Origin of the sequence: Providencia sp. PROV269 (genome assembly GCF_028477785.1) — a bacterium.
Classification (GTDB): Bacteria; Pseudomonadota; Gammaproteobacteria; order Enterobacterales; family Enterobacteriaceae; genus Providencia; species Providencia rettgeri.
The window spans coordinates 44,660-66,393 of the sequence record NZ_JAMPLV010000003.1; the positions used below are offsets into that span (position 1 = coordinate 44,660).

At 38.6% G+C, this 21,734-nt stretch carries 19 protein-coding genes; 6 read left to right on the forward strand and 13 right to left on the reverse strand.

Features of this window, described 5'->3' with window-relative positions; translation table 11 throughout:
- Nucleotides 1–70: 70 nt before the first annotated feature.
- Nucleotides 71–1,873: a SulP family inorganic anion transporter gene (locus PR683_RS04650; protein WP_004911111.1), complete on the reverse strand. Its 1,803-nt coding sequence runs from the start codon at nucleotides 1,871–1,873 to the stop codon at nucleotides 71–73.
- Between the two features lie 225 nt (nucleotides 1,874–2,098).
- Between PR683_RS04650 and PR683_RS04655 the strand changes: the two genes are divergently transcribed.
- Entirely contained in the window at nucleotides 2,099–2,656 is a 558-nt protein-coding gene (locus PR683_RS04655; RefSeq protein ID WP_109913220.1) for a septation protein A, read from the forward strand.
- Between the two features lie 59 nt (nucleotides 2,657–2,715).
- Here PR683_RS04655 and PR683_RS04660 read toward each other — a convergent pair whose 3' ends face one another.
- Nucleotides 2,716–2,913, reverse strand: coding sequence for a YqaE/Pmp3 family membrane protein (locus PR683_RS04660; protein ID WP_004911118.1), 198 nt, complete (start codon nucleotides 2,911–2,913; stop codon nucleotides 2,716–2,718).
- A gap of 289 nt (nucleotides 2,914–3,202) precedes the next feature.
- Between PR683_RS04660 and yciA the strand changes: the two genes are divergently transcribed.
- Nucleotides 3,203–3,631 carry an acyl-CoA thioester hydrolase YciA gene (gene yciA, locus PR683_RS04665; RefSeq protein WP_004911119.1) on the forward strand — a complete coding sequence of 143 codons (429 nt, stop codon included), beginning with the start codon at nucleotides 3,203–3,205 and terminating at the stop codon, nucleotides 3,629–3,631.
- Nucleotides 3,632–3,717: 86 nt separating this feature from the next.
- Here the strand turns inward: yciA and PR683_RS04670 are convergent, their stop codons facing one another.
- Together PR683_RS04670 and PR683_RS04675 are read right to left on the reverse strand one after the other, a co-directional pair.
- Nucleotides 3,718–4,437, reverse strand: coding sequence for a TonB family protein (locus tag PR683_RS04670; protein WP_198634851.1), 720 nt, complete (start codon nucleotides 4,435–4,437; stop codon nucleotides 3,718–3,720).
- 126 nt (nucleotides 4,438–4,563) lie between these two features.
- Entirely contained in the window at nucleotides 4,564–4,737 is a 174-nt protein-coding gene (locus PR683_RS04675; RefSeq protein WP_004254127.1) for a YciY family protein, read from the reverse strand.
- 289 nt (nucleotides 4,738–5,026) lie between these two features.
- Between PR683_RS04675 and cls the strand changes: the two genes are divergently transcribed.
- Both cls and PR683_RS04685 read left to right on the forward strand, forming a co-directional pair.
- Nucleotides 5,027–6,487 (forward strand): cardiolipin synthase, encoded by a 1,461-nt coding sequence (gene cls / locus PR683_RS04680; protein WP_272581695.1) that lies wholly within the window; start codon nucleotides 5,027–5,029, stop codon nucleotides 6,485–6,487.
- Nucleotides 6,488–6,509: 22 nt separating this feature from the next.
- A complete protein-coding gene (locus PR683_RS04685; protein ID WP_004911124.1) occupies nucleotides 6,510–6,842 on the forward strand; it encodes an HI1450 family dsDNA-mimic protein in 333 nt (110 codons plus the stop codon).
- A gap of 79 nt (nucleotides 6,843–6,921) precedes the next feature.
- Here the strand turns inward: PR683_RS04685 and oppF are convergent, their stop codons facing one another.
- The 7 genes from oppF to PR683_RS04720 all read right to left on the reverse strand — a co-directional run bounded on the left by oppF (nucleotide 6,922) and on the right by PR683_RS04720 (nucleotide 15,353).
- Complete coding sequence (gene oppF / locus PR683_RS04690) at nucleotides 6,922–7,923, reverse strand: murein tripeptide/oligopeptide ABC transporter ATP binding protein OppF (protein WP_110731958.1); 1,002 nt, start codon at nucleotides 7,921–7,923, stop codon at nucleotides 6,922–6,924.
- Entirely contained in the window at nucleotides 7,920–8,909 is a 990-nt protein-coding gene (locus PR683_RS04695; RefSeq protein WP_004911130.1) for an ABC transporter ATP-binding protein, read from the reverse strand. Before PR683_RS04695 ends, oppF begins: the two co-directional genes overlap by 4 nt.
- A 10-nt stretch (nucleotides 8,910–8,919) precedes the next feature.
- On the reverse strand, nucleotides 8,920–9,828 hold the full coding sequence (gene oppC / locus PR683_RS04700) for an oligopeptide ABC transporter permease OppC (protein WP_004911132.1): 909 nt from the start codon (nucleotides 9,826–9,828) through the stop codon (nucleotides 8,920–8,922).
- A gap of 14 nt (nucleotides 9,829–9,842) precedes the next feature.
- A complete protein-coding gene (gene oppB / locus PR683_RS04705) occupies nucleotides 9,843–10,763 on the reverse strand; it encodes an oligopeptide ABC transporter permease OppB (RefSeq protein WP_004254116.1) in 921 nt (306 codons plus the stop codon).
- A gap of 71 nt (nucleotides 10,764–10,834) precedes the next feature.
- Nucleotides 10,835–12,475 (reverse strand): oligopeptide ABC transporter substrate-binding protein OppA, encoded by a 1,641-nt coding sequence (oppA, locus tag PR683_RS04710; protein WP_210782523.1) that lies wholly within the window; start codon nucleotides 12,473–12,475, stop codon nucleotides 10,835–10,837.
- 92 nt (nucleotides 12,476–12,567) lie between these two features.
- Nucleotides 12,568–14,181, reverse strand: a complete 1,614-nt coding sequence (locus PR683_RS04715) for an ABC transporter substrate-binding protein (RefSeq protein ID WP_051128890.1) — start codon at nucleotides 14,179–14,181, stop codon at nucleotides 12,568–12,570.
- Between the two features lie 527 nt (nucleotides 14,182–14,708).
- Entirely contained in the window at nucleotides 14,709–15,353 is a 645-nt protein-coding gene (locus PR683_RS04720; RefSeq protein WP_004254112.1) for a YchE family NAAT transporter, read from the reverse strand.
- A gap of 482 nt (nucleotides 15,354–15,835) precedes the next feature.
- Here PR683_RS04720 and adhE point away from each other — a divergent pair, with 482 nt between their 5' ends.
- Nucleotides 15,836–18,541: a bifunctional acetaldehyde-CoA/alcohol dehydrogenase gene (gene adhE, locus PR683_RS04725; RefSeq protein ID WP_109913226.1), complete on the forward strand. Its 2,706-nt coding sequence runs from the start codon at nucleotides 15,836–15,838 to the stop codon at nucleotides 18,539–18,541.
- A 198-nt stretch (nucleotides 18,542–18,739) separates the two neighbouring features.
- On the opposite strand, the gene PR683_RS04730 is transcribed toward adhE, so the two are convergent.
- Entirely contained in the window at nucleotides 18,740–19,369 is a 630-nt protein-coding gene (locus PR683_RS04730; protein ID WP_109913227.1) for a thymidine kinase, read from the reverse strand.
- Nucleotides 19,370–19,901: 532 nt separating this feature from the next.
- Here PR683_RS04730 and hns point away from each other — a divergent pair.
- Nucleotides 19,902–20,312 carry a histone-like nucleoid-structuring protein H-NS gene (gene hns / locus PR683_RS04735; protein ID WP_004254106.1) on the forward strand — a complete coding sequence of 137 codons (411 nt, stop codon included), beginning with the start codon at nucleotides 19,902–19,904 and terminating at the stop codon, nucleotides 20,310–20,312.
- 464 nt (nucleotides 20,313–20,776) lie between these two features.
- On the opposite strand, the gene galU is transcribed toward hns, so the two are convergent.
- Nucleotides 20,777–21,697, reverse strand: coding sequence for a UTP--glucose-1-phosphate uridylyltransferase GalU (gene galU / locus PR683_RS04740; protein WP_004911149.1), 921 nt, complete (start codon nucleotides 21,695–21,697; stop codon nucleotides 20,777–20,779).
- Nucleotides 21,698–21,734: the final 37 nt, after the last annotated feature.

The following is a 21,734-nucleotide window of genomic DNA, read 5'->3' on the forward strand; positions in this document are numbered from 1 at the left end:
AAACAACGCTTTATCCCGCTTTGGCAACAACTTCAAGTATCGAAAGATACCTTTTTATTTACATTATTTTTTAAGCATTATCTGAGCGAATATCCATCGGTGTAATTCGACTTTCACAATCATGTTCCAATATACCGAAATCTTTTTGGCACTCTTGTGCTTTTCTTTCTTCAACGCATTTCATTTGAATTTGTTGCTTACTTTGAATTAAACGGATTGCAAAATAGATATCCGGTACCACTAATAAGTCATCATCTGAACGATTGATTTTATTTTGTTCTAGCCAACGATTAAGCGACGTTCTGCGCCCTGCTAATACTAAAGTTACCCCTTTCGCCTTCAAAGATGTCACAATATCATTTAACGTGGAAAATACGCTCACATCATTGTGTGTGAAGCTGACGGCAGCATCCACAATCACCCAAGCAGGCCTCTTCCGTTGATTATCTAAATGTTTATTTAAACGTTCTTTAAAGTAATTCACATTGAAATAGGTAAGCGGAGAATTGAAACGATAAATCAGGACGCCATCAACTTCTTGAATATCATTTTCTGATGTCATCGAGTGCAACATACCATGTTCATCAACGCCTAGTAGTTGATCTGTAGGTCTAAATATAATTCGGATAAACTGCAACAAACCTAATAGAACAGCTAAGCCTACACCACTAATCAAACCAACCACCAGCACTGCACATAGCGTGAAAATACATAAGAAAAAAGCTTCTCTATTGCGTTTTCGCATTGATAAAATACTGCGAAAACTGAGTAATGAATACGTTGAAATAATCAAAACTATCCCTAAAGCAGGCATTGGGATATATTCCAATAAATTCATAGAAAAAAGTAAAACCGCTAAGATGGTTATTGCGGCAACAAGGGAAACTAATTGCGTTTTCCCCCCCATCATATCATTCACCGCAGTACGGCTACTCGCAGCACTAACAGCAAAACCCTGACCAAAAGCAGAAGCAATATTTGCCATACCTAACGCTTTTAGTTCTTGGTCTGCATCAACGGTATAACCGTTCTTACTCGCAAAACTACGAGCCGTCATCATAAAGCTAACAAAACTGATCACAGACAAGTTTAATGATGGAATGACAAGGTCTCGAAGTAAGCCAGGTGGAAAATCAGGCATTGGGATATACGGAAGCCCTTCACCTAAATCCCCAACCGTACTAATACCATATTGTTCGAGATTAAATAGGATACTTGCTGCTGTGGCCAACACCATTGCAATTAATAGCGATGGCCACTTGCTACGCACTCGCTTAATCAATAGAGTAATGACCAATGTTGCAATGGCAACTAATAATGTCGGAATATGTGTTTCCACTAACGCTAATGGTAATGCTATTAAGCGTTCAATAAACCCTGAAGGTAACGTACTGATACCAAATACTTTACTAATTTGGCTGACGATAATAGTGAGAGCAACCCCATTTAATAAGCCCTGTAATATCGGTCTGGATAAAAAATCGGCAAAGGTCCCTAAGCGAAATTTTGCTGCAATCAAACACCAAACCCCAGTCATAAAACTCATGACAATAATCAGCTGCCAACGAACAGTTTCATCCCCCATGGCAAGAGGTGCGACTGCGGCTGCAATTACAGCACATGTAGCGGCATCAGGACCGATAATCAATTGTTTAGACGTACCAAACAATGCATAAAAAAACATCGGTAAAATACACGAGTATAACCCGACAATTGCATTCACACCCATTAACTCAGCATAGGCAATAGCAACGGGCAAGGCAACAGCAGCGACAGATAGGCCAGCTTTAACATCAGAACCTAAATCTGAACGTTGATAGTTAAATAACGTTTTTAAACCTGGCATCCAGACAAATAGCTTTGCCTTTATCATCGGGGAAAAGTACCTATAAATTAGCAAGTTAAATTATTTTATATACTATATATATCCGAACTAATAAAGTTTATCTAGAAGTAAGTCAAATAATCGTAAAATAGTGCAAATATGATTGGTAACAAAGCATGTTTATTGGTAAAAAGGTGCAAACTTTTAACAATTAAAGCCAAAATCGGTTAAACTACTCCATTATCTTTACGTTGAGGCGCTGTATTCACTGTTATGAAACAACTTATTGATTTTATTCCTTTGATAATCTTTTTTATTGTCTATAAAAGATACGATATTTTCTATGCGAGTGGCGCATTAATGGTGACCACTCCTTTAGCGTTATTAGCAACTTATCTTATTTATAAGAAAGTTGAAAAAGTTGCAAAAATTACCTGTGCAATCGTAATGGGTTTTGCGGCTTTAACTCTTATTTTCCATAGTGATGCATTCATTAAATGGAAAGTCACTATTATCTATGCTGCATTTGCTGGTGCATTACTCTTTAGCCAATGGTTTACTGAAAAACCACTCATTCAGCGCATGTTAGGCAGTAACCAAGAAATAAAACTTGCAGATAGTTATTGGAATAAACTTAATAGTGCATGGGCTATTTTCTTTATTTTCTGTGCACTTCTGAATATTTATGTTGCTTTCTGGATGGCTCAAGATATCTGGGTTAACTTCAAAGTCTTTGGTCTAACAGCAGGAACATTAATATTTACAGTACTGAGTGTGGTCTATATTTTTAAAAATATGGTTAAAGAGCCTGTAGAAAAACACGAAGAATAATTTATAAATAGAGTTAAAAACCTGCTAATTGCATCTCGCTTAGCAGGTTTTTTTATATGTTAATAGCGCTTGTCACCAAATGCTTTTTCAATTTTTTTATCTGTATTGTACTGTGATAGTGCATATACCGACCAAATGGCGGCTGGTAACCAACCAATCAACGTGATCTGCAAAATTAAGCAAATAATCCCAGCAAAGGGGCGCCCTATCGTAAAAAATTGCAACCAAGGTAATAATATTGCCAATAACAATCTCATTTCATACCTCTAAATTAATCAATAATATTCATATTACTGAGTATAGCTAATTCAATCAGTTGACTAAATATAAAAAACACTTCTTGCTTTTTCTTTGCAAAAGTTGAGCTTTTTATCATATTTAGAAGCCGTTTATTAATAATAGATATCATATTTGTCTTATTTTTGCAGCAATTCACTCAAATAGTCATTATCAATCAATAACTACGAGGTTCAGGTTTACTATTACCTATGTAATTTGCTATAAATGCAAAATCAAAAGTAATAACCCTTTTAATAAGAGTCTGATATGCAATTGCCGAACGGTGAGTTGGTTTTACGTACATTAGCCATGCCCGCAGATACTAATGCGAATGGTGATATTTTTGGTGGCTGGCTGATGTCACAAATGGATATAGGTGGGGCTATATTAGCGAAAGAAATTGCGCTAGGACGAGTAGTTACTGTAGCGGTAAATGGGATTAAATTTCAAAAGCCTGTTGCCGTAGGTGATGTTGTTTGTTGCTACGCACGCTGCCTAAAAACAGGGAAAAGCTCAATTACAATTAATATTGAAGTTTGGGTAAAAAAAGTAGCAACCGAGCCCGTTGGCCACCGCTATCGTGCAACTGATGCTGTATTTACCTATGTTGCCGTTAATGACGATAGTACCTCTCGTTCATTACCCAAAGAAAAGCAGCATTTTCAATTAGCCAGTTCTGAGCAACACGCAGACTAAACTTTAATACCTATCTTAAAATATAAATAAAACAAAAAGCACCTCATTAATTAAAGGTGCTTTTTTATTTTGCAAGAAAAGAACACTTATACTTGGCTTACGGTTCCATCCAATTTGAAATAAATTTCGGTCACATAGCCTTTTGCAGGTTGCTTTTCAAAAGTCCAACGGTTCATAGCCCGTTTAACATCGCGCTCGAATAACCCTTTAGGTGAAGCTTCAACAAATTCAATATTTGTCACTCGCCCACCATCATCAATATCATAACGAACCTTCACATACCCTTCTTTACCTAAGCGACGTGCGCGTTCAGGATAGGAAGGAGCTTGTTTATGTAGAGCCCTAGGGCCACCCTTTTTGGTTGATTGACTATTACTTGCCCCAGTATTGTTAGCTGTCTTTATTGGGTTGTTATTCGTTTTCGGTGCAGTAACATCTGATTTTAGGTTATTCATAGCCAATTGCTTTTCAACCGGCTTCACATCTTCTTTAACCTTTTTCTTTTCTTCCTGTTTTGGCTTAGGTTTTTTCTTCACCTCAGGTTTTTTCTTAGGTAATGCAATAACGGGTTCAACCACCGGTTCAGGCTCTGGCTCAATAACGGGTTCAGGTTCTGGCTCTACCGGTGTTTCAACCTGCTCAACAGGTTCAGAAGCAGGTTCAGGGGCAGCAAAAGCAACCATAGCAATCGTCAATGGCTCAGGATCTCTAGCCAAATTAGGTTGATTAAAAATCCATGCCATTGCAAGGCCTGCATGAATAGATAATGAAATGACGATAATTAAAGTCCAACGCATCCAACGCATATGCAATTTCTACCCTACACCTGTCTACCAAAAAGAATATGACTGATAGTTTAAATGCAAATAGCAATCATATTCAATAAGGTTTGTCATACAAAGTGAAAAATGTGAGTGCGCGCTGTAATAACCTTACTCAATCCATTGGGTAAAAAGCAGGGAATGTCGACGATGGTAAATATCAATTTTACGCATTGCATAGATGCGCATGTTTCGCCTTGAATGCCCTTCTAGCCAGCGTCTGCGGCGGCGTAGGGATTGTCTTAACATACGCCAACGCCCTACTTCATGCCTGCTACGTCTCATTTAATTGTGTCCTTTAATCGTCTAAAAATTATTAGAAAAAAATATTATATTCCTTTGAAAAAAAGAACCAAGAGGAACTTTTTATATACGCTTAGAGTACAATATTTAATTTCACAACAATAATATCACCTTACACAATCATTTTTTCCTTACGAATTACTCTATTTCACGAAGCTTTTACTGCAGAATTTTGCTAAATTCTATTAAGTTGATATTTTACTAATAGTTTTTTTAGCTAAACTATCTTTTTTTGAACCTTTTTTCTTATCAGTGAGGCATCTGACCCGTTATGGCAACCGTCTATACACTTATGAGTTGGCTTTTGTTCTTCCTATATTGGCTAATTATTGCAGCAATTACAGTCCGCATCTTAGTCAAAAGAAGGCCGGTCACCTCAGCCATGACATGGCTCCTGATCATTTATATCCTGCCATTAGTCGGTATTATTGCGTATGTCGCCTTCGGTGAACTTCACCTCGGTAAACGTCGAGTTGATAAAGCTCATGATATGTGGCCTTCTGTCGCAACATGGTTAGAAAATCTACGAAATTCAAAACATATCTTTGCCACTGATAACAGCCCCGTCGCTGAGCCATTATTTCAATTAGTTGAAAAACGCCAAGGCATTGCTGGGGTTAAAGGTAATAGGATTCAACTTTTAACCACTTGTGAAGATTCATTAAAAGCGATAGTCAATGATATCAATAATGCTCAGCACTCAATTGAAATGGTCTTCTATATTTGGCAACCGGGTGGTTTAGTTGACGGAGTTACCGAAGCATTACTCAACGCTGCAAAACGAGGTATTAAATGCCGTATTATGGTGGACTCTGCAGGAAGTTGGCACTTTTTCCGTAGTGATTATCCCGAAAAAATGCGTGCTGCAGGCATTGAGTTTATAGAATCACTAAAAGTTAATTTGATGCGTTTCTTCCTGCGTCGAATGGATTTACGTCAACATCGTAAAATAGTCGTTATCGATAACTATATTTCATATACAGGTAGTATGAATATGGTTGACCCTCGTTATTTTAAACAAGATTCAGGGGTTGGTGAATGGGTTGACATTTTAGTGCGTATGGAAGGCCCAGTGAGTACCACGTTAGGTATTGTGTATGCTTTTGACTGGGAGATGGAAACTGGCCAACGCGTACTTCCACCACCGCCTGATAGTAATATTATGCCTTTTGAACAAGCGAATGGGCATACAACACAAATTATCGCCTCCGGCCCTGGCTTCCCTGATGAGTTGATTCAACAATCGCTGATGACCGCCATGTTTTCTGCACGCAAACAACTGATCATGACGACTCCTTATTTTGTGCCTAGCGATGACCTTTTACATGCAATTTGCACGGCAGCAATGCGGGGTGTTGATGTCAGTATTATTATGCCAAGGCAGAATGACTCATTCCTTGTCCGCTGGGCAAGCCGTTCATTTTACAGTGAATTATTAGCTGCCGGTGTTAAGATTTACCAATTCGAAGATGGCTTATTGCACACCAAGAGTGTATTAGTTGATGGCGAGCTCAGCCTAGTTGGCTCAGTCAATCTTGATATGCGCAGTTTATGGCTCAATTTTGAAATCACCGTGGTCATTGACGATAAAAGTTTTGGTAGCGATCTCACGTTAGTTCAGTATGATTATATTGCGCGGTCAACACGTTTAGAAATCGAAGAGTGGGAACAACGCCCTTTCTGGAACCGTGTCGTTGAGCGCATTTGTTACTTCTTTAGTCCATTGTTATAAATTTAGTTTATTAGGAAAGGTCATGACTGAAATACAAAACACACCGTTAATCGATGAAGATGACATCATTGAAATCGCTTATGACCTTTTTCTTGAAGGGGCAATGGATAATTTAGAACCCGCTGACCAGTTAATTTTTGCTTTGCAGTTCGAAGAGTTAGGTGCTGCAGAAATTGTCCCCTTTAGTCATAACTGGCAAGATATTATTAATAATAACATTGAATTAGCGCAGTTTAGTGAAGTGGTTATCGGGTTAGCTCAAACCCCTGATGCCGAGCTAGAAGATATCTTTGCTCGCATATTAATTAGCCGCCACCCTTCTAAACCGTTTCACCATATTCTGTGGAAAAAATAGGAATATCACTATTCAGATTATTCGATAAAAAAACAGAGCACTTGGCTCTGTTTTTAATTTGTTGGGCATCTATAACAAACTAAAGAGGGTCAATTTTCAAACAAGACACCGCATGTTTGAAACTCCCTTCTAATAATGGCCTAGTTTTTGCGCACTCGTCATCGGCTAATGGGCAACGGGTTCTAAATACACAGCCTGAAGGCGGATTAATTGGCGATGGCAATTCACCTTCTAAAAGCTCTATCACCTTATTTTTTTCTTTATCGGGATCAGGAACTGGCACCGCTGACATCAATGCGCGTGTATAAGGGTGTAGTGGGTTATTATATACCTCATCATAGGTACCAAGCTCCACGGCATGCCCCAAATACATCACTAACACGCGGTCAGAAATATGCTTAACAACCGCCAAATCGTGTGCGATAAATATGAGAGATAATTTCATTTCACGTTGTAATTCTTGCAATAAATTAACAACTTGCGCTTGAATTGACACATCTAATGCAGAAACGGGCTCATCGCAAATTACCAATTTAGGTTCCAAAATCAATGCCCTTGCGATACCAATACGCTGACATTGCCCTCCGGAAAATTCATGGGGATAACGGTTAATTAAGTTTGGTAATAAACCAACCCGCATCATCATTTTTTTCACTTTTTCTGTGATTTGTGATGGCGGCATTTTAGGATGATATGTTTTTAATGGTTCGGCAATAATATCACCAATGGTCATTCGCGGATTAAGAGAAGCCAATGGATCTTGGAAAATCATTTGGATATCACTGCGAACACTGCGCCACTCTTTAGCGGTTTTACCTAATAAGTTCTGCCCAAGCCAACTTACAGTACCATCAGTCGCTTTCACTAACCCAATGAGCGCTCGAGCAAAAGTAGATTTTCCACACCCCGACTCCCCAACCACGCCTAATGTTTCACCTTCATATAAACGCAGTGTAACGCCGTCGACAGCTTTGAGGCTTTTGTTTGGCTGCCAAAACCACTGTTTTTTGTCTCTAATCTCAAAATGGACTTTAAGATCATTCACTTCTAACAATACTGGTCTATTTTCATGGGTACTCATACCAACTCCTCCAGCGGTTTAAAGCAGGCACGTAACCGCGTTTGACCAAAAGTGGTTAATGCAGGTTCTTGTTCAACACATTGCTGAACGGCGTATTGGCAACGAGGTGAAAATGGGCACCCTTTAGGTAAACGTAGTAAATTAGGCGGGTTACCTGGAATGGTCGCTAAACTCTCGTCATCCCCATCAAGGCGAGGAACGGCAGCTAACAAGCCAAGTGAATATGGATGAGATGGCTGATAAAAAATATCCTTAGCGGTACCATACTCCATCGTGCGTCCCGCATACATTACGAGAACTTTATCACATACCCCAGCGACGACCCCAAGGTCGTGAGTAATCAAAATAATCGCAGTATCAAACTCGTGTTTTAACTCATTGAGCAAAGTCATAATTTGCGCTTGCACTGTCACATCAAGTGCCGTCGTAGGTTCGTCAGCAATTAACAACTTGGGTTGGCACAATAATGCCATTGCAATCATGACTCGTTGTCTCATTCCTCCTGAAAATTCATGTGGATACATATTCATCCGCTTACGTGCTTCAGGCATTTTAACTGCATCTAACATACGAACTGATTCTTCGAAAGCCTCCCTTTTACTCATGCCTTTATGTAACATGAGAACTTCTGACAGCTGTGTACCAATTTTCAAATAAGGATTCAATGATGTCATTGGGTCTTGGAAGATCATTGAAATTTCTTCCGCTCGCATCCGATTTAATTCTTTTTCTCTTAAATTCAAGATCTCACGGCCGTTAAATATAGCAGAGCCATTAATCTTGCCATTTTTGGCAAGCAAGCCCATCAGAGCAAAAGCTGTTTGTGATTTTCCTGAACCGGATTCACCAACAATTCCTAGCGTTTCCCCCGCACTTAATTCAAAGTTCAATTTATTTACGGCGGTAACGTCACCATCTTGGGTCGCAAATGTCACGCTGAGATCTTTCACGGATAACAGAGGGCTTTTCATTGGGTTATTTGACATATTATTCCCTCTAGCGATCTTTCGGGTCGAGCGCGTCACGCAGCCCGTCACCGATGAAGTTAAAACAAAATAACGTAATGACTAAGAAACCTGCGGGGATCAGTAGCAACCATGGTGTGACCTCCATTGAGTTAGCTCCATCACTTAATAAAGCCCCCCAACTACTTAATGGCTCTTGTGTGCCTAAACCTAAAAAGCTTAAGAATGATTCAAACAAAATCATACTTGGAACTAATAATGAGGCATACACCACGACGACACCTAAAACGTTAGGAACAATATGACGTAAAATAATCTGTCGTGTACTAACGCCACAAACCAATGCCGCCTCAATGAATTCTTTGCGCTTTAATCCGAGTGTTTGCCCGCGAACAATACGCGCCATATCCAACCACGACACCATCCCAATGGCCACAAAGATCAGTAAGATATTGGTACCAAACAAGGTCACTAAGAGGATCACAAAAAACATAAATGGGAAGGAGTTTAAAATTTCTAATATCCTCATCATGATGGAATCCACTTTTCCACCCACATAGCCAGCTAATGAACCATATAAAGTTCCTACCACCACGGCAACTAGCGCAGCTGCAACGCCCACCATTAAGGAAATACGCCCACCAATCGCGACACGCACTAATAGATCTCGGCCTGAAGCATCTGTGCCAAAATAATGTCCAGTTGCCATATCAGGTGGCATTGACATCATTTCCCAGTCGGTATCATCGTACAAAAACGGCGATAACATGGGAGCAAAAATGACAAACAAAGTAATTAAAAATAAGACACATAAGCTGAAAATTGCCGCACGGTTGTGCATAAAACGGCGCCTTGCGTCTTGCCATAAACTGCGCCCTTCAATATCGAGCTGCTCTGAAAAATTCGCCAGAGCTTCACTATTTTTTTGATTCGATAGCATCGTGTTTCTCCGACTTAGTAACGAATTTTAGGGTCAATAACTGCATACAAAACATCGACAATTGCATTAAATGTAATTGTCAGTACCCCAACTAAAATCGTTAAGCTCAATACCAGTGAATAATCACGATTAAGTGCACCATTAACAAAGAGTTGGCCGATCCCTGGTAACCCAAAAATAGTTTCAATTACCATTGACCCGGTAATAATCCCCACAAAGGCGGGCCCCATGTATGAGAGTACGGGAAGCAACGCTGGTTTGAGTGCATGGCGTAAAATGATAGTTCTTAGCGGTAACCCTTTTGCTCGAGCAGTACGAATAAAATTAGAATGCATAATTTCGATCATCGAACCACGTGTAATACGGGAAATACTGGCGATATAAGCTAATGAAAGCGCAACCATGGGGAGCACCATATGTTTTAGGTTTCCTCCATCCCAACCACCGCCAGGAAACCATTTCAAATGAATGGCAAAAATCAGCACCAATAACGGTGCGACAACAAAGCTTGGGATAACAACTCCCGTCATGGCAAACCCCATGACTGTAAAGTCCCATTTGGTATTTTGGTTTAGTGCGGCTATCACCCCTGCGGATACCCCAAACAAAACAGCAACAATAAATGCCGTTGCCCCTAATTTTGCTGAGACCGGAAATGCTTTAGCAACTAAATCATTAACACTGTAATCCTTGTATTTAAATGATGGACCAAAGTCACCTTTGGAAAGCTGAATTAAATAATTAAAATACTGCTTATACATTGGGTCATTTAAATGATATTTAGCTTCAATATTTGCCATCACTTCCGGTGGCAATTTCCGCTCGCCAGTGAACGGACTCCCTGGGGCTAATCGCATCATAAAAAATGAAATGGTAATCAAAACCAAAAGAGTCGGGATGGCTTCTAACAACCGACGAAAAATAAATTTCAACATCGCTCTTTCCTACTTCTATTGCCTAAATAGGCGAATATCTGGCTCCAATAAATGGAGCCAGAGCAACTGTATTAGTGTTTAATAATGTATAAATCTTTTGTATGCAGGTTATCTAATGGGTCTTTGCCACTATAACCACCGACATAAGGTTTCACTAAACGCGTGTTAACATAGTAGTAAAGAGGAACAATACCGGAGTCTTTATCGAGTAATTTTTCGGCTTGTTGATAGAGTTCTGCACGTTCATCATCTGTTTTGACTTGCAATGTTTTTTTCATCACCGCATCAAAATCTGTATTTTTATAATGAACCGTATTATTACTGCTGTAGGAAAGTAACATATTCAGGAAGGAGGAAGGCTCGTTGTAGTCGGCACACCAGCCTGCACGCGCGACATCATAGTTACCTTGATGTCGGCTATCTAAGAAGGTTTTCCACTCTTGGTTCTCTAGTTTCACTTGCGCGCCAATATTTTTCTTCCACATAGAAGAAGCTGCGATGGCAATACGCTTATGTAAGTCTGAAGTATTATACAATAGATTGAATTTTAATGGGTTGGCTTTGTTATATCCCGCTTCTTCTAGCAACTGTTTCGCTTTTTCATTACGCTGCTCTTGGGTCATATTCGCATACCAATCCGGTTTTTCTGTTTTCATACCGCTGGTAAATGGTGGTGTGAAACCATATGCAGGAATATCCCCTTGCGCTTTGACCTTATATGTAATCGTATCTCTATCCATAGATAGCTTTAACGCTTCACGAACACGAGGGTCATTAAACGGCGGTTTTTCATTATTAATTTCATAATAGTAAATACAGAGATACGGGTTTACACGTAACTCATTCGGCATATTTTGTTGTAAGCTTTTAAACTGCTCGATAGGTAAGTTACTGTATGTCATATCAATTTCACCACTTCGATAGCGGTTAACATCAGTGACTTCTGAAGAAATAGGTAAAAATGTAACTTGATCAATAACCGTATTCGCATTATCCCAATAGCTTGGGCTACGTTCTAATACAATGCGCTCGTTTACCGTCCAATCTTTTAATTTATATGCCCCATTCCCCACAAAATTCTGTGGCTGCGTCCATTTAGCGCCATGTTGTTCAATGACTTTTTTATTGACTGGCGACATAGATGAGTGCGCTAATAATTTAGGAATATAAGGGACGGCTTCACTCAGTGTAATAACTAGGGTTTTATCATCAAGGGCTTTAATACCAAGTTCTTCCGGCTTTTTCTTACCCGCAATAACATCGTCAATATTCTGGATGTGAGCATATTGCAAATAACTTGCATAAGGCGATGCGGTATCAGGGTCAGCCAATCGTCGCCAACTATACACAAAATCCTCTGCCGTGACAGGGTCACCATTAGACCACTTAGCGCCATCACGAATTTTAAATGCCCACTCTGTAAAATCTTTATTTTCCCAGCTGGTTGCCGAACCAGGTAAAATTTCACCATCAGGCCCCACTATCGTGATCCCTTCGAAAAGATCTCTCGCTAAAGCGGATTCAGGCACCCCTTCAATTTTATGTGGGTCCAAAGATTGAGGTTCTGAACCATTATTACGAACCATTACCTGTTTTTCTGCCAGTTCAACACCAGCAGGAACCGTTGCAGCAAAACTTGTTGCTATAGAGCCCATTGCTAACCCAGCCATTACGCTAAGTGCAATAATCGATTTATTGATTGATTTACTCATCTTATCGGTTACTCCCATATATATTATTATGATTGTGTGTTGATGCATGTTCACCTACGAGATGAACACTTTTTATAATTATTTAGATATTATTAATTAGGTTCATTTATATATAACCGTTTAATATCCGTATAATCAAGAGGGTCATTACCTTTAAATCCACTAACACTCGGTTTTATCATTCGAGCACTGACACGATAATAAACAGGAACAATAGCCGAATCCTTGTCTAGCAAAGCTTCCGCTTGTTGGTATATCGCATGACGAGATGAAGGATCTGGTGCAATTAACGCTTTCTCAAGTAAGGCATCAAAGTCCGGATTATTATAAAAAGAGGTATTATTACTGTTTTGAGACAGCATCATATTCAAAAAGGCGGTTGGTTCGTTGTAATCTGCACACCATGTCGCCCTAGCAACATCGTAGTTTCCTTCATGACGACTTTGTAATGATGTTTTCCATTCTTGGTTTTGCAACGTAACTTGTGCGCCAATATTTTTCTGCCACATGGATGCCGCAACAATAGCTTGCTGCTTATTTTGATCTGAAGTGTTGTACAGTAAAGCAAATTTCAATGGGTTTTCTTTGTTATAACCGGCCTGTGAAAGCAAATCTTTTGCTCGTTGGTAACGTTGCTCCGCCGATAAATTTGCCCAATTAGGTAATGTAAAATTGCCATTATTAATAAAGGTTGGCGTAAAGCCATAAGCGACTTTTTGCCCTTGCGCAATAATTTTGTTAGTGATTGTTTCTCTATCTAACCCTAGTTTTATAGCTTCACGCACCCTCGGGTCATTAAACGGCGCTTTTTGATTATTAATTTCGTAATAGAACGTACACAAATAAGGCCGAACATATAACTCATTAGGCCTTTCTTGCTGCATTTTTTTATATAAAACAGGTGGGATTGCAGAATTAGATATGTCAATTTCACCACTACGATAACGATTAATATCGCTCACTTCGGAACTAATCGCTAAAAAGGTCGCTTGCTCAATACGGCTATTCTGGTTATCCCAGTAAAATGGATTTCGTTTGACAACAATACGTTCATTTACCACCCAGTTATCCAATACGTATGCCCCGTTCCCAATAAAATTTTGAGGCTGGGTCCATTTATCGCCATGTCGTTGAATTGCAGATTTATTCACGGGTTTCATAGATGTATGGGAAAGCATATCTACAAAATAAGGCACAGGGTGGCTAAGCGTTACTTGTAAATGTTGCGGGTCAAGCGCCTTCACTCCCAGCGCTGTTGCTGGCATTTTCCCTGCTAAAATTGCATCTGCATTTAAAATATATGCATTTTGTAAGTAACTAGAGTAAGGCGAGCCGGTATTTGGGTCAGACAAGCGTTGCCAGCTATACACAAAATCTTCAGCGGTTACTGGCGAACCATCACTCCACTTTGCATCATCTCGTAAAGTAAAAATCCACGTGGTGAAATTTTCATTACTCCAACTTTTAGCAACACCAGGAACCGATTTACCGTCTACATCGGTATACACTAGACCTTCTAATAAGTTTAATATCACATTGCTTTCTGGCACCCCTTCCACTTTGTGGGGGTCAAGTGAAGTCACTTCTGAGCCATTGTTAATTGTAATAACCTGTTTTACTTTTTCCGTGGCACTTGCCTGTAACGTAACAAATAATAAAGAGAGTACACCAAAACCAAGTGTTGATTTGAACATCCTATCCCTCATGATTCATTGATGGTGCTATAACCTCACTAGCAACCTTCTTTATGCTAATATTTAAGCCCTAGTACCGCTATTTCCTTATGGGCAATCCACTTAATGAACTCAAACAATTAAAACAATTAATTAACATTAGTTAGTTAAAAATTTTAAGTAAGTTTTAAAAAAATAGGTGGCATAATTATAATTCATTTATATTACAATGAGTTAATAAAATATTGGTTATATACTATAAGATAGCTCCCAAGCACATTTCCAAACATATCATTAACAAACGCCAATTAGAATAGTGAATAAATTTACATAGCTCACAATTCCTTACTTTTTATCCCTGTTTTAGCAATAAATGCCACATATAATTACAGGCATCATTTTTTTAGACGTGATTATTGATAGCTAAAATTTTAGCCAGCCAATTAAAGAAAAGGGAAATATGCTATCTGAATAGCAAAACTGATATGTGTAATACGAGGTAAATTAGCAGTGGGTATGGCTGCAATAGGGCCGATTTGCAGCCATAAAAAGAAATGAGATTACAATAGGCCTGGGAATATGGCCTTAACACCCGTCACAATAAACTCTATTCCCAGCGACATCAGTAATAACCCCATGATACGAGTCACTACGTTGATCCCTGTTTGACCTAAGTAACGAACCAATAAAGACGCTGAACGAAATAATAACCAACAACAAAAGGCAAAAGCGATACTCGTCAACGCTAAGCCTAAAAAGTTTTGCCAACCATGCCAACGAGATGACCATACAATACAAGAACTTATTGCACCAGGCCCCGCCATTAGAGGTAAAGCTAAAGGTACAACACCAATGCTATCCCTAACCGCAGTTTCCGTTTTTTCTTGCTTGTTCTGTTTGTCTTCACCAATTTTACCGCTAATCATTGACATCGCGATTGTGACGATCAAAATCCCCCCAGCAATACGGAAGGAATCAATTGAAATACCAAATAATTGCAGTATTGAGTCACCAATTAATAATGATGTACATAAAATGATCGCAACTGAGGTATTTGCAATGGTGTTAGTCTTATTTCGCCCAGCATTACTTTGATAGTTTGTCATACTAATAAACACAGGTAATATGCCAACTGGGTTTACAAGTGCAAATAAACCAATAAAAAATTTAATATAACCCGATAAATCAAGTAATGCGCTACTCACCCATTCATTTCCTTAAGCAATTCTCTTTAGAGATTCATTGATACCTTTCATAATTTTACCACCGATGTTATTAATTTCCTTGAGTAAAACAATATTTTCTTTAACTTGCTAAATTTATTTAATATTTAGTTAGATAGACATAGATTATCCGCACGAATTGTTTTGATAATATTAAATTAAGTAATAGATGAACAACATTTATTCAACTTGTGCATAAATACAGGTGCTGAAAGGAGTCAGCTTAGCATTTTCGTGATTTAGATCACTTTATTTAATTACCGTTTTGTTAATCTACTCTTAACTGATAGACAGAGCTAATTAGGATATTAACTCAATATTGAATAAGGTTTTTAAGCCAATAAGCGATGATGAGCAGCGTTATTATAGATTACATCTATACTTTCATCTTTAAGCATTTCTTCGTTCTATAGATGCATTGCTCATTGGCTTAAAAAGTTTAACATTTATCAGGAGTAATCTATATGTCCGTAACTAACGTTACCGAACTCAATGAACTCGTTGCTCGTGTCAAAAAAGCTCAACGTGAATTCGCAACTTTCTCCCAAGAAAAAGTTGATGAAATCTTTAGAGCCGCTGCCCTCGCTGCTGCTGACGCACGTATCCCCCTAGCAAAACTTGCTGTCGAAGAATCTGGAATGGGCATTGTTGAAGATAAAGTGATCAAAAACCACTTTGCTTCAGAGTATATCTACAATGCTTATAAAGACGAAAAAACCTGTGGTACGCTATCTGAAGACCCAACATTTGGGACAATTACGATAGCTGAGCCGATTGGTATTATCTGTGGTATTGTGCCAACAACTAACCCGACTTCAACCGCAATTTTTAAATCACTCATTAGCTTAAAAACACGTAACGCTATTATTTTTTCTCCGCACCCTCGCGCCAAAATTGCTACTAACCGTGCAGCACAAATCGTGCTGGATGCTGCTATTGCAGCGGGTGCACCAAAAGACATTATTGGCTGGATTGACTCCCCTTCTGTTGAGTTATCCAATGCCTTAATGCACCATCCTGATATTAACCTGATTTTAGCGACAGGTGGACCAGGCATGGTGAAAGCCGCTTATAGCTCAGGTAAACCCGCTATCGGAGTTGGTGCGGGTAACACCCCTGTGGTGATTGATGAAACGGCAGATATTAAACGTGCTGTCGCGTCTATTCTGATGTCAAAAACATTCGACAACGGGGTTATTTGTGCATCTGAACAATCCGTTGTAGTCGTGGATGAAATCTACAACCAAGTTCGCGAGCGTTTTTCCAGCCATGGTGGCTACCTGCTGCAAGGAAAAGAACTCAAAGCAGTTCAAGATATCATCTTAAAAAATGGCAACCTAAACGCCGCCATTGTTGGTCAACCTGCTTATAAAATTGCCGAAATGGCCGGTATTAGCGTGCCAAAAACAACTAAAATCTTAATTGGTGAAGTAAAAACTATTGATGAGTCAGAACCGTTCGCCCATGAAAAACTGTCTCCATTATTAGCCATGTATCGTGGTAAGAATTTTGAAGATGCCGTTGCAAAAGCAGAACAATTAGTTGAAATGGGGGGAATTGGCCATACCTCTTGCCTATATACTGACCAAGATAACCAACATGAGCGAGTTAACTATTTTGGCCAAAAAATGAAAACTGCGCGTATTTTAATCAATACGCCAGCGTCACAAGGCGGTATTGGTGACCTGTACAACTTTAAATTAGCGCCTTCTCTTACACTAGGTTGCGGTTCTTGGGGGGGTAACTCCATCTCTGAAAACGTCGGTCCAAAACACCTTATCAATACCAAAACTGTGGCGAAGAGAGCTGAAAATATGTTGTGGCATAAACTTCCGAACTCAATCTACTTCCGCCGTGGTTGTCTACCTATCGCCCTTGAAGAGATTGCAACTGACGGTGCAAAACGCGCCTTTATCGTAACCGATGGCTATCTATTCAATAATGGTTATGTTGATGAAGTCGTTAGCGTTCTCAAAAAACATCAGATTGAAACTGATGTTTTCTTTGAAGTTGAGGCAGACCCGACATTAACGGTTGTTCGTAAAGGTGCAGCACAAATGCAAGCATTCCAACCTGATGTCATTATTGCATTAGGTGGTGGTTCACCAATGGATGCGGCTAAAATTATGTGGGTTATGTATGAACACCCCGAAACTCATTTTGAGGAATTAGCATTACGTTTCATGGATATACGTAAACGTATCCACCGTTTCCCTAAAATGGGCGTTAAGGCTAAATTAGTTGCTATCACAACGACCTCCGGTACGGGTTCAGAAGTGACTCCATTTGCGGTAGTGACTGATGATAAAACAGGCCAAAAATATCCATTAGCGGATTATGCATTAACACCAAATATGGCAATTGTTGACGCGAACTTAGTCATGAATATGCCTAAATCGTTAACGGCTTTTGGTGGTTTAGATGCTGTCACCCATGCATTGGAAGCTTATGTTTCTGTTTTAGCTAATGAATTTACTGACGGACAAGCACTTAAAGCCCTGAGTTTGTTAAAAGATTATTTACCAGCCAGTTACCACGAAGGTGCTAAAAACCCTGTTGCAAGAGAACGTGTACATAACGGAGCAACACTTGCGGGTATTGCATTTGCAAACGCATTCTTAGGTGTCTGTCACTCAATGGCTCACAAACTTGGTTCAGAGTTCCATATTCCTCATGGCCTTGCGAACGCATTATTAATTTGTAATGTTATCCGTTTTAATGCTAATGATAACCCAACAAAACAAACTGCGTTTAGCCAATACGATCGACCTCATGCACGCCGCCAATATGCAGAAATTGCAGATCATTTAGGGCTCACTAAAGTTGGAGATCGGACTGCTGAGAAAATTGAAAAATTACTCGCATGGTTGGAGGAAATGAAAGCTGATTTAGGCATTCCTAAATCTATTCGTGAGACTGGTGTAACTGAAGCCGACTTCTTAGCCCGTGTAGATAAACTTTCTGAAGATGCATTTGATGACCAATGTACAGGAGCAAACCCCCGCTATCCTTTAATCTCTGAAATTAAACAGTTATTACTGGATTCTTATTATGGTCGTGAGTTTGTTGAGCATCAAGATACGCCTGTGATTGATAAAGAGGAAAAAAAAGCGCCTCAGAAAAAAACAGCCGTAAAAAAAGAAGTAGAAAAGAAAAACGCTAAGAAATAATGTGTTAAACATTATTTAAAATAAAGGCACTACAATTATTGTAGTGCCTTTTGTTTCACTATTTGAAATGGATGACAGCAAGAATACATAAAATCAATATCATATAAAATAATTTAACCCACTGAGTTGATTTCATTAACTGCCGTAATAATCCGATAACCGAAGCCTATTTTAGTCCCTACACCAAAATATTTCTGCTCATCGAAAATGAAGTGGCTGCTTAGGTATAACGCCCTCATTCATCAACTGAGCTTGTTTTATTGCTTCTGAATAGTGCTTACGACAAACAGAGATATACTTTTCATTACCACCTATATCAACTTGTAAGCCTTCATATACAGGCACCCCATCACTTCCTATACGTAATACCTTGCTCGCCTTACGCCCGCAATAGCAAACCGTTTTTAGCTCAACTAATTTATCAGCCCAAGCAAGCAAATATTGACTACCCTCAAATAATTGTCCTGCAAAGTCGGTACGCAATCCATAACATAAAACCGGAATATCCTCGTTATCGACTATGTCACATAATTCTTCAACTTGTTTTTTTGTTAGAAACTGACATTCATCAATAAGAACACAATGTACTTTTTGTACACTATTTTCTTTTTTGATTAACTCGGCCATATTTGTTGTTGTTGAGTATAGTAACGCTTCCGCAGATAAACCTATTCGCGATGAGACTTTTCCTTGTTCAAAACGGTTATCTATCTCTGCCGTAAAAATAACCGTACGCATTCCTCTTTCATTATAGTTATACGATGATTGCAATAATGACGTTGATTTTCCCGCGTTCATTGCTGAATAATAAAAGTAAAGCTGAGCCATTTGGCTGTTCCCTCAAAATTAATATACATAATAATTTTACCATAAAACATACTTGATGATTAACAATATTGGTGTAGATGCCCTTTACTTATTGAAAATTTAACTTTTTTTTGGGGCTCAACTTGTACCTTATTGCAAATATTACTTAGCACGTATGCAATAAAAATCAATTTGATATTAACTATAAACAGTTTCAACTAAAGCACATTCCGCTAAAAAGCATCATCAAAAAAAGAAAATTTAAGCCTGACCTTCCCTTCAATTCATTCCGAGTAAAAGTAAAATGAGACACGCCTCTTCTTTTTTGAATTATTTAATCACTAAGATTTTGGCTTATTCCTATTTTTCGTTTAGTTCAGTTATTGATAATAGCTATATATATATCTACGAAAAGTTTATTTTTCTTTTGTAAAAAAATTGCATTCGTTAAAGATTACTTTTAAACTAAGGAAGTAATTTAGCTATTGCAGAATTTAAAATAGCATTCTATTATTACTGTACACATGCCAACAAATAATTTGAGACCAGGAAAATGAGCGAATCATTAAAAGCGTTAAATAACATCCGTACTCTTCGTGCTCAAGCTCGCGAAGTAACTTTAGAATCTTTAGAAGAAATGCTGGAAAAATTAACCGTCGTTGTTGAAGAACGTCGTGATGAAGAGAGCCAAGCTCGCGCGGAATTAGAAGAACGTAACCGTAAATTGGAAAAAGTTCGTGAAATGATTCTTGAGCAAGGCGTCGATTTAAATGACCTTCTGCAAACAATGGACTCAGGTAAAAGCACTAGCACCCGTGCTAAACGTGCTGCACGTCCAGCTAAATATAAATATGTTGATGAAAATGGCGAAACTAAAACTTGGACAGGCCAAGGCCGTACTCCAGCAGTAATCAAAGTTGCCATTGAAGAACAAGGCAAATCTTTAGATGATTTCTTAATCTAATAGCCTATACATGTATTCTAAACACCCTTTTATAAGGGTGTTTTTGTTTCAACCTTTATATATTATTTTATATTAACCTCTACTAAGAAAAAGCGCTTAGCTATTATAGCTCCCTTTTTTAGCACTAAAGCCGCATAACTACTGCCCACTTCAATTAACTGTTCTGTTTAAGCCTTTGCGCTGTATTATACTACCAATCAAATAATCATGATAAATAAAACAGAGTAGTAAAGATATGTAAGCTTAATTAGATAAACTTAAATATTGTTCAGTGATTTTATTTATGTAATGGGGTTATATGTTAATTTTTGTACACCTCTCACTTATAATGAGTAGCAACTAAACAGTCTAAATCAGAGCGATACGCCTTAATACCTGACGTTTATTGTTAATAATTTATTTTTTCACGCATAAAAAAGGCTAACAAATTAAGTTAGCCTTTAATAAAAATTTATTGTGAAATTTTATTTTGCTGCATTCAATGACGCTGATAATTTCTTCAACCACTGAGTAAACTCTTCACCCAACGCATCATGCTGCATTCCATATTCAACAAATGCTTTCATATAACCTAATTTATTTCCACAGTCATGACTTTTACCACATAAGTGGTAGGCCTCTACAGGCTCATTATTTTCCATCATTAATGCAATAGCATCAGTTAATTGTATTTCATCACCAGCACCGGGAGCTGTTTTAGCTAATGCATCCCAAATCTTTTCAGATAAAACATAACGACCAACAATAGATAAATTAGATGGAGCTTCTTCACGTTTTGGTTTTTCAACCATACGAACAATTCTTTTGCTATCCCCAGGTGCTAGCGTTTCTCCACTGCAATCCACAATACCATAGCTAGATACATCTTCTTCAGGGACTGGCTCAACTAAAATTTGACTTGCACCTGTTGATTCATATTGTTCGAGCATTTCACGCAAGTTAAATTTAGTTAAATCTGTACTGTAACGGTCTAAAATGACATCAGGTAAAATAACCGCAAAAGGTTCTTCACCGACTAACGGTTTAGCACACAAAATTGCATGCCCTAATCCTTTTGCTATTCCTTGTCGCGTTTGCATAATCGTTACATGACTTGGACAAATAGATTGAACCTCATCCAATAACTGGCGCTTAACACGCGCTTCTAAAATAGCTTCTAACTCAAAGCTTGTGTCAAAGTGGTTCTCAATGGAATTTTTTGATGAATGTGTTACTAAAACAATTTCATTGATCCCCGCAGCAATACACTCATTAACAACATATTGAATAAGTGGCTTATCGACTATTGGCAACATTTCTTTTGGAATAGCTTTTGTTGCAGGAAGCATACGTGTACCTAAGCCTGCAACGGGGATTACCGCTTTACGCACCTTGCGCTGTGTCATTTTTATCACTCCAGATATCATCCTTGCCTCTCAAATT

Bases quoted from the DNA above. Each gene is read 5' to 3' on its own strand.
- PR683_RS04695 (WP_004911130.1), bottom strand. From the start codon at position 8,909: ATGTCAAATAACCCAATGAAAAGCCCTCTGTTATCCGTGAAAGATCTC.
- PR683_RS04670 (WP_198634851.1), bottom strand. From the start codon at position 4,437: ATGCGTTGGATGCGTTGGACTTTAATTATCGTCATTTCATTATCTATT.
- oppB (WP_004254116.1), bottom strand. From the start codon at position 10,763: ATGTTGAAATTTATTTTTCGTCGGTTGTTAGAAGCCATCCCGACTCTT.
- PR683_RS04650 (WP_004911111.1), bottom strand. From the start codon at position 1,873: ATGATAAAGGCAAAGCTATTTGTCTGGATGCCAGGTTTAAAAACGTTA.
- PR683_RS04655 (WP_109913220.1), top strand. From the start codon at position 2,099: ATGAAACAACTTATTGATTTTATTCCTTTGATAATCTTTTTTATTGTC.
- PR683_RS04715 (WP_051128890.1), bottom strand. From the start codon at position 14,181: ATGAGGGATAGGATGTTCAAATCAACACTTGGTTTTGGTGTACTCTCT.
- PR683_RS04660 (WP_004911118.1), bottom strand. From the start codon at position 2,913: ATGAGATTGTTATTGGCAATATTATTACCTTGGTTGCAATTTTTTACG.
- PR683_RS04675 (WP_004254127.1), bottom strand. From the start codon at position 4,737: ATGAGACGTAGCAGGCATGAAGTAGGGCGTTGGCGTATGTTAAGACAA.
- oppC (WP_004911132.1), bottom strand. From the start codon at position 9,828: ATGCTATCGAATCAAAAAAATAGTGAAGCTCTGGCGAATTTTTCAGAG.
- oppA (WP_210782523.1), bottom strand. From the start codon at position 12,475: ATGAGTAAATCAATCAATAAATCGATTATTGCACTTAGCGTAATGGCT.
- adhE (WP_109913226.1), top strand. From the start codon at position 15,836: ATGTCCGTAACTAACGTTACCGAACTCAATGAACTCGTTGCTCGTGTC.
- PR683_RS04730 (WP_109913227.1), bottom strand. From the start codon at position 19,369: ATGGCTCAGCTTTACTTTTATTATTCAGCAATGAACGCGGGAAAATCA.
- oppF (WP_110731958.1), bottom strand. From the start codon at position 7,923: ATGAGTACCCATGAAAATAGACCAGTATTGTTAGAAGTGAATGATCTT.
- galU (WP_004911149.1), bottom strand. From the start codon at position 21,697: ATGACACAGCGCAAGGTGCGTAAAGCGGTAATCCCCGTTGCAGGCTTA.
- cls (WP_272581695.1), top strand. From the start codon at position 5,027: ATGGCAACCGTCTATACACTTATGAGTTGGCTTTTGTTCTTCCTATAT.
- yciA (WP_004911119.1), top strand. From the start codon at position 3,203: ATGCAATTGCCGAACGGTGAGTTGGTTTTACGTACATTAGCCATGCCC.
- PR683_RS04685 (WP_004911124.1), top strand. From the start codon at position 6,510: ATGACTGAAATACAAAACACACCGTTAATCGATGAAGATGACATCATT.
- hns (WP_004254106.1), top strand. From the start codon at position 19,902: ATGAGCGAATCATTAAAAGCGTTAAATAACATCCGTACTCTTCGTGCT.